This is a genomic window from Parvimonas pharyngis (assembly GCF_046569675.1).
GTDB lineage: Bacteria > Bacillota > Clostridia > Tissierellales > Peptoniphilaceae > Parvimonas.
In genome coordinates this window covers 17,924-29,562 of record NZ_JBKICJ010000001.1, presented here as the reverse complement: position 1 = coordinate 29,562, position 11,639 = coordinate 17,924, and the positions used below count along the sequence as shown (strand labels likewise).

13 protein-coding genes and 1 other annotated feature are annotated in these 11,639 nt (G+C 27.8%); of the genes, 3 read left to right on the top strand and 10 right to left on the bottom strand.

The genetic code is table 11. The features are described 5' to 3' along the window. Window positions 1-70 precede the first annotated feature (70 nt). From ACLGL0_RS00140 to ACLGL0_RS00120, 5 genes are all read right to left on the bottom strand, one after another. Window positions 71-1,366, bottom strand: coding sequence for a glycine/betaine/sarcosine/D-proline family reductase selenoprotein B (locus tag ACLGL0_RS00140; RefSeq protein ID WP_269836875.1), 1,296 nt, complete (start codon window positions 1,364-1,366; stop codon window positions 71-73). 14 nt (window positions 1,367-1,380) lie between these two features. After that, window positions 1,381-2,667 (bottom strand): glycine/sarcosine/betaine reductase component B subunit, encoded by a 1,287-nt coding sequence (locus ACLGL0_RS00135; RefSeq protein WP_314557348.1) that lies wholly within the window; start codon window positions 2,665-2,667, stop codon window positions 1,381-1,383. A 14-nt stretch (window positions 2,668-2,681) separates the two neighbouring features. Continuing rightward, window positions 2,682-3,068, bottom strand: a complete 387-nt coding sequence (locus ACLGL0_RS00130) for a GrdX family protein (protein ID WP_313961958.1) — start codon at window positions 3,066-3,068, stop codon at window positions 2,682-2,684. A gap of 405 nt (window positions 3,069-3,473) precedes the next feature. Continuing rightward, entirely contained in the window at window positions 3,474-4,115 is a 642-nt protein-coding gene (locus ACLGL0_RS00125; RefSeq protein ID WP_411013197.1) for a GntR family transcriptional regulator, read from the bottom strand. Between the two features lie 14 nt (window positions 4,116-4,129). Continuing rightward, window positions 4,130-5,347, bottom strand: a complete 1,218-nt coding sequence (locus ACLGL0_RS00120) for a hypothetical protein (RefSeq protein ID WP_411013196.1) — start codon at window positions 5,345-5,347, stop codon at window positions 4,130-4,132. A 138-nt stretch (window positions 5,348-5,485) separates the two neighbouring features. On the opposite strand from ACLGL0_RS00120, the gene ACLGL0_RS00115 reads away from it, so the two are divergent. Further along, window positions 5,486-5,875, top strand: coding sequence for a hypothetical protein (locus ACLGL0_RS00115; RefSeq protein ID WP_233055392.1), 390 nt, complete (start codon window positions 5,486-5,488; stop codon window positions 5,873-5,875). Between the two features lie 27 nt (window positions 5,876-5,902). Here ACLGL0_RS00115 and ACLGL0_RS00110 read toward each other — a convergent pair whose 3' ends face one another. The 5 genes from ACLGL0_RS00110 to rplJ form a co-directional block, all read right to left on the bottom strand. Then, complete coding sequence (locus ACLGL0_RS00110) at window positions 5,903-6,997, bottom strand: FAD:protein FMN transferase (RefSeq protein ID WP_411013195.1); 1,095 nt, start codon at window positions 6,995-6,997, stop codon at window positions 5,903-5,905. A gap of 16 nt (window positions 6,998-7,013) precedes the next feature. Continuing rightward, window positions 7,014-7,886, bottom strand: coding sequence for a hypothetical protein (locus ACLGL0_RS00105; RefSeq protein WP_411013194.1), 873 nt, complete (start codon window positions 7,884-7,886; stop codon window positions 7,014-7,016). 16 nt (window positions 7,887-7,902) lie between these two features. After that, a complete protein-coding gene (locus ACLGL0_RS00100) occupies window positions 7,903-8,241 on the bottom strand; it encodes a type II toxin-antitoxin system PemK/MazF family toxin (RefSeq protein ID WP_314557331.1) in 339 nt (112 codons plus the stop codon). 231 nt (window positions 8,242-8,472) lie between these two features. Beyond that, a complete protein-coding gene (gene rplL / locus ACLGL0_RS00095) occupies window positions 8,473-8,844 on the bottom strand; it encodes a 50S ribosomal protein L7/L12 (RefSeq protein ID WP_269836873.1) in 372 nt (123 codons plus the stop codon). A 29-nt stretch (window positions 8,845-8,873) separates the two neighbouring features. Then, a complete protein-coding gene (gene rplJ, locus ACLGL0_RS00090) occupies window positions 8,874-9,377 on the bottom strand; it encodes a 50S ribosomal protein L10 (protein ID WP_313962333.1) in 504 nt (167 codons plus the stop codon). A gap of 20 nt (window positions 9,378-9,397) precedes the next feature. Continuing rightward, window positions 9,398-9,516, bottom strand: a sequence feature (ribosomal protein L10 leader region). A 119-nt stretch (window positions 9,517-9,635) separates the two neighbouring features. On the opposite strand from rplJ, the gene ACLGL0_RS00085 reads away from it, so the two are divergent. Together ACLGL0_RS00085 and ACLGL0_RS00080 are read left to right on the top strand one after the other, a co-directional pair. Then, window positions 9,636-10,091 (top strand): COG2426 family protein, encoded by a 456-nt coding sequence (locus ACLGL0_RS00085; RefSeq protein WP_411013193.1) that lies wholly within the window; start codon window positions 9,636-9,638, stop codon window positions 10,089-10,091. A gap of 99 nt (window positions 10,092-10,190) precedes the next feature. After that, window positions 10,191-11,633 carry a leucyl aminopeptidase gene (locus ACLGL0_RS00080; protein WP_411013192.1) on the top strand — a complete coding sequence of 481 codons (1,443 nt, stop codon included), beginning with the start codon at window positions 10,191-10,193 and terminating at the stop codon, window positions 11,631-11,633. Window positions 11,634-11,639 lie beyond the last annotated feature (6 nt).

Sequence of the window (11,639 nt, the reverse complement as noted above, 5' to 3'; positions counted from 1 at the left end):
TAAATTTTATGTTAACATTCCACTTACAAATAAATGTAAGTGGAATATTATAACTTAAACAAATCTTTCTTTAGAAAAATGTTGCTTCTTCAATAGATGTTGCTAAAGAGTCAACTGCTCTTTCAACTAAATCTCTTCTTACAGCATATTCTTTTTCTTTTTCTAAACTTGCATCCCCTACTGGATATGGAATTGCAACAGTAGGTACGATTCTATTTGCTCCTACTGATTTAGAAATTGTTACAATTGTAGCCATATGAACGATTGGAATACCATATCTTTCAATTTCTTTAACGATCGTTGCACCGCAACGTGTACAAGTACCTCAAGTAGAAGTAAGTATAACACCGTCAACTCCAGCTTCTTTTAATTCTTTACCAATTTCAACACCAAATTTTATAGAATTTCCTACTGCAGTACCTGTTCCTGTAGTAGTATAGAAATACTTATAAACTTTTCCAATTTTTCCTTCTTTTTCCATTTCTTTAAGAATATCTACTGGAGCTACTCTATCTGGCATTTCATTTGCATAAACAGGGTCATAACCGCCATGAATTGTACAATAATCTTTGCCTAATTCACTTAAAGCAGAAATATCATATTTACCCCACTTTTGTGCAGATGCTGATTGAATTTTGTCAGGATTTCCTAATGGAACAATACCACCACTTGTAACAACAGCAATTGTTGCCTTTGATAAATCTACAATAGCTTTTGCAGGTTCCACTTTATCGAAAACTGGCATTGGAAGTTCTGTTTCAAATTCTTCACCTTTTAATCTCTTCATTAACATATCTGTTGCTCTAACAGCTCCAATTTTATCTGATATAACAGTAAGTCTTTTACCTTGAGCAAAATATCCATCAACTAAAGGTTTAACAACTTCTCCATTTAATAGTTTTAAAGTTAATTTTGCCATAACTGGAAGAGCTTTACCCATTGCACTAGCAACATTACTAGTAGGTACAACATACGCTATTGATTTACAAGCATCAAGTCCTGGATTTTCTTCATACATTCCTGTAACAACTGGAATATTATATTTTTCTGTTACAAATTTTGCAACTCCAGCACAAGCCATACCATATCTACCAGCATTAAATGCAGGTCCAGCTACTACGATGTCTGGATTAACCTTATCCATTACATCTTTTATAAATTCTAATGAAGCTTCTAAATTTTCATTAAAGTAGTTATCACCACAAATAATAGTTCCAACAACACTTGCTTCTTGACCTAAATTATTTGCAAATCCCATTGCAGGTCCAACTGCTTTTTCATTAAAAGTTGGAGCTACATGAGCCATTTCTTCTCCACCAATTTGTCCAAAGAATTGGTTTATATAATATAATACTTTTTTACTCATTACTCTCACCCCTTCTAGTATAATTCAACAGTTGCGTTATGATAACCTATTTCTGAAGTTGCTCCTATAACAGCATTTAATTCACAATCAAGAGTTCCAGTTTCTGGATTATATGCTCCATCCCAACCACCTGCTAAATTAGCAATTGCTTCTGAATCTCCTAATACTCTATCAGCTTTTTCTAAATGAACAACATGGCTAACATTTCCTGTAGAAATAACAGCTACTGATTCTTTAGATGTATCAGTTAATGGTTGGCTCATACCATCCCAACCTGAACATTCATCAGTTACAAGAACAGTTTTAATACCTTGTTTTTCAAGTCTAGTACAAATCATTACTAAATCTGAGTCTGGATTACCATATCCTTCTTCACTTACTATTACACCATTAGCACCTAATAATTTACAAAGTTTTGCTGTATAATCACAACATCTATATTTTCCAGCTAATGTAGTAAGTTCTGGTGTTAATACAACTCCAACAAAATTGATATCTTTTCCATGTCTACTATATAGATCTAAGATACATGCATTATTTTGATGTTGGTAAGTAGTAATCTTATCACATGCAGCAACACAGTTTCCGCTTATTACAGCACCATCTAATTCTTCATTTGGATGAATTAATGTAGGTAATGTTTGTCTTGTACATGTTCCATAAATATATCCATCATGTAGTAATCCTTGGGAAATTAACATTTCAACATAAACTACTTTAGGTAAATTAGGATATTTTTTAGTTTCTTCGTCATTATCTCCTATATTGTATTCAACAGTTTCATCAATTGCAGCATTTCTTCCAGCTTCTCCAATCAACTCACTTGCTTTAAGTCCAACAAGTCTAACAACTTCTTCATGTTCATGTGGATGTAATCCATCAACAACTTTAATATCTACAACTATATTATATGTCTTAGAAAATGGAGTCCATTTAGCTCCTTCTCCCCACATATCTATAACACCTTCTTGGAAACCAACAATGTCTCCAATTGTAACTACTGCTGCTCCATAAAGTACATTAACAATTCCTTCTCCTAATTGTGCTACGTCAGTAGTAACTCCTGCAAAACCTTTAGCTCCTTGGATTTTAACTCTTGGCTCAATTACGTCCTTTACCGGAATAATTCTTGCTTTTTCACCAGGTTTTGCAAAGTCAATATCAATATCTTTAACCCCTGGTTCTTTCTTTAATTCATTAACAATTGCTTCTTTGTTAATAAATAAAGTATGATTTTCAACTTTAGTTTCTTCACCAAACGCCAAATCTTTAATGAAGATTCTGTTCATTTGAAGTTTCAAAATACCACCTCCACTTATTTTTCTAGCTTACTAAGTGCTTTATACTCTTCTAATGCACTTTCAACTAGCATTAAATCAACAACTTCATAATCCTTAACATTTTTAAAATCAATGTTCCTATTCTTCATTGTTAAGTTATACTTGTCAATTGCTTCCTCAATTATTAATATGCTATCTTCATCAAAAGTTTTTTCATCATCAATAACAATACTTCTAATTGAAGAGAAAACCATTCTGATACTAGCTGGCAAAGGATGACTTACTAAAGAGCATCCTTTATGTATTAAATCTCTTGTAGCTATTAAAACATCAATATAACTTCCATCAATAAATTCAACACTATCAAATTTTTCTTTTACCAAAGAATTATTCGATACAATTTTTAAACTCAAATAAATCACTTCCTTTGTTAAATGTATTATAATATATATTTTTAGGTTTTTCAATTGTATTTTATATGTTTTTTTATTGTGGAAAATGTTTATTTGTTATATCTTATTCTTTAAGTAGCTATTATTAGATATTTTTTATTTCATAAATTTTTTTTATGAAAATCATTTTTTACAACGATAAAAGTTTCGAAAATGTAATAATTAGTGTTTTTTCTGTAATGCTAAATTTCTTGTTGATAATTTTAACAAGTAAATTTATTAATATTGAAATTTCAGTGTTTTATATATGTATTTTTTTATAAAAAAATATGCAAATTTTATCTTCAATTTGCATATTTTTTACAATAATGACTTTTTTATCCAATTTTATCTAATTTTATCCATAAGAAAAAGTGATTAGTAAACTAATCACTTTTATAATAATGCTGATTTTATTTTTTCTACAAAGTCTTCAATATGTTCTTTCGCATATTGTTCTGCCATCTGTTCATCTTTCTTATCAAAAGCTTCTACAATTTTTTTAAATGTTCTTGTAAAAATTTCCATATCACTGAAATACAAATCACAATAATGCCACAATCTTTCTGTTTGACAATGTAAATCTGTTAAAATATCTATTAGCCAAGGATTCCCACAAGATTTTGTTACTATTTTATGAAACTTCTCATCAAGTAAAATAGCCTCTTGATAATTCTTAGTTGTATCATAAGTTTCTAAAGTTAAAACTATTTCTCTAAGTTTCTTTCTATCATCATCAGTTAATCTTGTAACTGCAAGTTTTGTTGCAAGTGGATCTAACACCTTAGTAACTTCAAATAATTTTTTTATATTTAAAAAATCCAAAGTGGCAACCTGAACACCATATCTTGGCACAATAGAAACTAATTTAACCGCTTCCAACTGTTGAAAAACTGTTCTAATAGGAGTTCTACTAACTTCAAATTCCTCTGACAGTTCAATTTCATTTAAAATCTTTCCGGGCTCATATTGTAAAGTTACAATTCTCTCTTTTAAAATATTAAAAATCTCCTCTTTAGTTCTCCCATTCGTATCCATAAAACATCTATCTCCTATATTAATTCCGTCATATGTTTTATTATGTCCATTGATTCAGTTCCTAAAACACAAATTTCATACATTTTATTTCTTTTTACATCAATAATCTGACAGTTTGTTTCTTCGCAATTCATATCAACATTGTTTTGTGTAGAAACATATCCATACTCATCGTCAGTATTTTCAAATCCAAGGAAGTATTTATTTTTATTTATTGTATCAAAAATTAAAATTTTATAATCATCTGAACTGTTTTCAGATAAGAATTTTTCATCAAACTCAAATCCTTCATGGCTTACAAACTCACTTAAAAATATTGCATTATCTGTTGTTAAATAGCCTTTAATTTTTTCGTTATATTGAAACCAGCTAGGTATTCTTAATGAGAAATCTATATTTCTAATAAATTTATCATAAAAATGGTAACCTACTTCATATCTAACTTTTCTATACGCAAAATTTGATGAAGAGAATTTTTCAACGCCTAAGTATTTATAAATTTCTCTAGCATACTTTTGAGGCAAGTGTATCTGTATATTTTTTTCAATAAGATTTTCAAACATAAACATTACCATAGATAATCTTTCATCAAAATCATCAACCAATGTTAAATCTTTTAAACTATTCCAAATATGGTATAACAAGTAATTCTCATCAGAAAAAGGATCTACTACTTTTTCGTTGAATAAAAATACTCTCTTACAAAAAGTTTCAAAATCATTTTTAAATAAATCTTCAAATTCAGTCAAAGATATTATTCCTAAATAAGTACAGACATAATCTTCTGTAGTAATTGGAAAAGTTTTTTGATTATCCATTAAAGTTGATCTAATTCTAATATCATTTTTATTATTTAAAATTAACTCAGCTCTATCTTTAATCCAATCAAAATAAAGTTTTTCTAATTTTTCTAAATTATTATCTGTATAATATCCTGTATCATCTTTAATTTCAAACTTGCATCCTAAGAAGGAAAACAACTCATTAAGAAAATCAACTACCATAATATGATAGCCAGCTCCATAATAACAAGTTTCTGCTCTCATTTCTATTTCTTCATCAATATTAAAATTTAATGAAAGATAAGGAATCATTTCAAAATTTAAAACTATATTCCCATCTATCTCTTCAAGAGAAAAACCATAATTATCATTTTCAGAAAATTCATCAATTTTTTCTAAAAAACCATCTATATCATATTGAAATTTTACACTTATTCCAAAATTTTTCATAAACCACCTCTGTATTTAATACATTATATTAATTTTATTCTATCACAAATTTTAAACAATATCAAACAGATTAATATACTATTTTTTATGGGTATATAAAAAATACTTAAAAATTACTATTTAAAAAGGGAGATATATATGAAAGAAAAAATATTAAATTTTATGAAAGATAGATATGGCGGAGATATCTTGAACACTATTATTTTATACTTTTCAATGGGATTTGCTATAATAAATCTGTTTAAAAACAGTAATGTTTTAACGATAACTTCATTAGTTTTATTTTCTATTGCAATCTTTAGAATGTTATCTAAAAATAAAAGAAAAAGAGCAATGGAACAATTAAAATTTTTTAATTTTATTTCTCCATTTTATTCAAAACTATTAAAATTTTCATCAAAAGATAGAAAAAATTACATATACTTTAAATGTAAAAATTGCAAACAAGAACTAAGAATTCCAAAAGGTAAAGGAAAAATAAAAGTTATTTGTCCAAATTGTAAACATGAAGAAATCAAAAAAAGCTAGGATACTATTCTAGCTTTTAGTTATATATTATTTATTTGTAGCACCTTTACTTTTTAAAAGTTTTTCCATGTTTTCTGTATAATGAATACTTCCATCAGAAAGTATCCAATATGCCTCTGCACCATCTACTTTTTTTAGAAGCTCTTTTCCTTCTTCTACATCCATTAAAAATAGACTTGTTGAAAGAAAATCTGCAAGCCCCGAATCTTTACATAATACAGTTATACTTTTTATTTTATCCTTAGGATAACCTGTTTCAGGATCTATTATATGATTATACGCTTTGTCACCAACATAATAAAATCTTTGATAATCTCCACTAGTTACAGCACTAGTTTCATCTGTATAAATGACTTCTTTTATATCAACTTTTTCTGAATCAAACTTAGGATCTTGAATTCCTATTCCCCATTTGTTTTTATCTTTTTCTAAAGGACTTCCTATAGCTTTTACATTTCCACCTGCTGAAATTATTGCAGATTTTAAACCCATTGACTTTAACTTATTCATAACTTTTTCTACTGAATAGCCTTTTGCAATAGCTCCAACATCAAGTTTCATATCCTTATCCTTTAGAAAAACTGTATTATTTTTCTTATCAATTACAATATTGTCAATATTAGTATGCTTTAACCCTTCTTTTATTTTATTATCATCTGGAAGTTTTCCCTTAAGATCAATAGCTGCATCCTTTTCTGCTTTCCAAAGAGAAGTTACACTTCCTATTGCAATATTATTTTTATCAGATAATTTTTTGTAATTTTCTATTGAAAATTCCAAAAGCTCTATAATTTCTTTAACAACTTTAACTGGTTCTTTTCCCGCATTGTCATTTATAGTTTTTATATTATTCTCACTAGCATTTTCAAATGAATTGTAAAGATTGTGATATCTTTTCATATCTTCTTCCAATACTTTGAAATACTTATTAAACTCATCTTCATTTTCACAATAAGCAGTAAAAACTACATCTGTATCAAAAACTCCAAAAAAAGATTTTGAGAATTTTTTCAAACTAGATGTTTCATTTTTTGAATTTAAATTTTCACTTTTATTTGAACAAGCTACAAAAATTAAACAAGATAATAACAATAAAATAATACTTCTATTAAATTTCTTCATATTTCTCCAACTTCTACTAATTTCTTTTATGACTTAAATACCAAATAGGATAAATACTTGAAAATCCATCATAAACGTAGTTAATTTTTTCTATCTTATCATTAATGACTTCATCATCTAAATCTTTGTTTTCAACAAAAAAATCATATAAATTTTCAATTATAGTATATACTCCTAATAGTTTAAAAAATATTCTTGGTACATTATTGTTAAAGTAACCATCAACTATCCCAGTCAATAAGCTAGCATTATTATCATAATCTAAATTAAAATTTCTAAACTCAAAATAAGCATCTGACCTTAAAATTTTATATTCTTCTATTATTTGAAATTTACCGTCTTTAGAAACTCTAATATCATCAAGTCCGTTAATGCCTATAATAGTGGTACAAATTCTATCATTTAAACAATATCTATTTTTCTCTAAAAAATCAAAAAGAACATAGTCTAAATTTCCTCTGTATTTACCAAGTCCATATCTATGAAGAAATTTATTAATTCTATAATTATAATGTTTATTCCATCTTCCACAATCGTAACCTTGAAATCTTCTATGATATTCAAAAATAAATTTCCCAATTTTAAATCCAATAGAATATGCTTCTTCATCAGATAAATTATGTTTTTCATCAACAATATATGGAATAATTCTATAACAAAACTTATCATTTAAAACTCCAATATCTGAATATGGAATATTAGAGAAATCATTAGAAAAATCATTTAAACACTCAAAAATTTTATTTATCTTTGAAAATTTACCAAATGGAAATAAACTCAAAAAAAACTTTTCATCATCATTTTCTAAAATAAATTGTTTTTCACCTATTTTATTTACTTTTAATTTTTTATTCTTCACAAATTCTATGTTTTTTACCAATTCAAGCATATTTTCCCTCTATGTACTAAACTCCAACAGATCTTAATAGTGCTTCATTAACTTTTTTCATAAAGAACTCATCTGTATATCCAACCTTTTCTCTCAGTCTCTTTTTATCTATTGTTCTTATTTGTTCTAACAATACAACAGAATTTTTTGGAAGACCAAAATCTGCTGAAACTTCAACGTGAGTTGGAAGTTTGACTTTATTCATCTGAGAAGTAATGGCAGCAATAATAACTGTTGGGCTATATTTATTTCCTACATCATTTTGAACAACTAGGACTGGTCTTACTCCTCCTTGTTCAGAACCTACAACCGGGCTTAAATCAGCATAAAAAATATCTCCTCTTTTTACCTTCATATCTTATTTCTTTTAGTAAACTAAAAGTACTCCCTCTTAATTAGTCTTATTTTATTATTATATATTTTTAAGGAAAATAAATCAATACTTAATAATTATTATCGAAATATTTTTAGAAATACAGAATAATTGTATTAAATTATACATATTTATTATATTAAGTTATTTTTTTACAATAAAAAAAGTGGATATAAATCCACTTTTAATTTCAAATCTAATTTGAAGTAATTCCTACTTTAATTCAATAGTAGCTCCTACTTCTTCTAATTTAGCTTTCATTTGTTCAGCTTCTTCTTTAGAAACTCCTTCTTTGATAGCTTTTGGAGCGTTATCAACGATGTCTTTAGCTTCTTTTAAGCCTAATCCGCTTAAATCTTTAACTGCTTTAACAACTTTCATTTTTTCTGCTCCAACTGATGCTAAAATAACATCAAATTCTGATTTTTCTTCAACAGCTGCAGCTGCTTCTCCACCAGCTACTGCTCCAACTACTACAGGTGCAGATGCAGAAACTCCAAATTTTTCTTCTGCTGCTTTAACTAATTCATTTAATTCAAGAACTGATAATTTTTCAATTGCTTCTAATATTTGTTCGAAATCCATAATATACCTCCTAAAATTTTACGCAACCATTAAGCTGCTTCTTCTTCTTTCTTTTTTCTTAGTGCATCTAACATATACACAAAATTTGATACTGGTGCCTTTAGGCTGCCAAGTAATTTCGCAATAAGTACTTCTCTTGAAGGAATGTTTGCAATAGCTTTAACACCGTTATTATCTAAAATTTTACCTTCTAAAATACCTGCTTTTATAACTAATTTTTCATTTGACTTTGCAAATTCATTAGTAATTCTTGCCGCTGCTGTTAAGTCTTCTCCTGAGAATGCAACTGCGCTAGGTCCTTCTAAATATTGATTGAAATCTTCTAAACCTAATTCTTTAAAAGCTAATTTCATCATAGTATTTTTATAAACCTTGTATTGAACTCCAGCTTCTCTATACTTATTTCTTAAGTTAGTAACTTGTTCAACAGTTAAACCTCTGTAATCAACTAAAACTAAAGAACCTGAATTTTCAATTTTTTCTCTAATTTCTGATACAACAGCTTGTTTTTGTTCTAAAACAAAATCTTTCATCGTTTCACCTCCATTAAAGGCTACATATAAAAAAATCTCTACCAAGAGTAGAGAAAAAAATACATAATAAAGTATTTCCACCTATGTAGGATTTTTAAACAATCGTCCCTACGGTCTTGGGTAGCCTATAAAATTAACATATATATTATATCATAATTTAAAAATAATGCAATACCTTTTTTAAAAAATTTTTTAATATATCTTTTATCTTATTTTTATGGTAGAATATATACATTATTAATTAGTTTAAGGTGAGTTATGTTAAAATATATTTATGTGTTATTAATTTCAATGGTACCTATTATTGAACTTAGAGGTGCAATTCCATATTCTCAAGCAATGGGACTTCCAATTATAAATTCATACATAGTAGCTATTTTAGGGAATTTAATTCCTGTGCCATTTGTTTACTTTCTTGCAAAGAAGTTTCTACACTGGGGAGAAGATAAAAGATTTATTGGAAAATTTTGTAAAAAAATCTTATTAAAAGGACATAAAGCAGGAGAAAAAATTTTAAAAAAATCTGGAAAAAGCGGAATTTTAATTGCTCTTGCAATTTTTATTGGAATCCCATTTCCTGGAACTGGTGCATATACAGGTATGTTAGCTGCAAGTATTTTAGATATAGATTTTAAAACAAGTATTTTTTCTGCAATTTTAGGATTAATTCTTTCGGGAATAATTATGGCAACTATTAGTTTTCATGTTTTTTAAAAAGGACAACAACGTTGTCCTTTTCTATTGCAAAAAATTTAATTTTTGGTTATTATATAAGTAAGATATTTATATCTAATTTAACTATGGAGGTAATATATGGAATTTAAAATTGGCAATTCTGGATTAGTTAAAGTACTTTATTTTTTTGAAGGAAATGACATTTTAGGAATTAGTAAAGAGTTAAAAGAATATGTTAATGAAAACAAATTATTCGATGGTAAAAGAGGAGAAATTTTTTCTAATCTAGGACCAAATACTGAAAATATAATTTTATTAGGATTAGGAAAAGAATCTGAAGTTTCTCTTGAAAATATTAGAAGAGCTTTCCTTTCACTAGGTAAATGTTTAAAAGCTAATAAGGTAAAATCTTGCAATATAGAAATCAAAAATTTTGATGGACTTTGTTACAAATTAACTGCTGAAGCAATAATCGAAGGGATTGTAAATGTTACTTACAATTTTGACAATTTCTTAAAAGATAAAAAAGACGCTTATGACTGCGAAGTATTCTTTGAAGTTCTAGAAAACAAATTAGATCATGTTGAAGATGGAATCAAAGAAATAAACGCACTAATGGAAGCTGTATTTATGTGTAGAGATCTTGTAAATAGACCAGCAAATGATATTTATCCAGAAACATTAGCAAACTTTGCTAAAGAAGAACTTGAAAAAGTTGGAGTTGAAGTTGAAGTTTTAGAAAAGAAACAAATTGAATCTTTAAAAATGGAAGCTTTCCTTTCTGTTGCTAGAGGTAGTGATTTACCGCCTAAATTTATCATTATGAAACATCTACCAAACAAAGATGAAAAACCGATTGTATTAGTTGGTAAAGGACTAACTTATGATTCTGGTGGATATGCAATAAAACCTGCAACTGGAATGGTTGATATGAAAACTGATATGGGCGGTAGCGCAGCAGTTATTTCAACAATGTATGCAGTTGGTAAAATGAATGTTCAAAGAAATGTAATTGCTCTTGTAGCATCTTGCGAAAACATGATAAATGGTAGCGCATATAGAAATGGAGATATAATTTCTTCTATGAAAGGTTCAACAATTGAAGTAATAAATACTGATGCTGAAGGAAGATTAACATTAGCAGATGCTCTTTATTATGGAGCATCAAAATTAAATCCAGAATGTATAGTTGATGTAGCAACTTTAACAGGCGCTTGTATTTATGCATTAGGTTCAAGAGTAATTGGTGCTGTAAGTAATAACGATGAAGTATATGCAAAAATTCAAGAATCAGCAGATTTTATGGGAGAATATTTATGGAGATTTCCTGTTTTTGAGGAACACAGAGAAAGTGTTAAAGGAAAGATTGCAGATTTATTAAATTCTACTGGTCCTGGATCAGGTGGAGCAATAACTGCTGGTATATTCTTAGAACACTTTGTTGAAAATACTCCATGGGTTCATCTAGATATAGCAGGTCCTTCATATTCTAGTTCAGCTTGGGGAACAAATCCTGAAGGAGCGAGTGGAACTCCAGTAAAAACACTTTACAATTTTGTAAAGAAATATAATAAAAAATAATTGTAT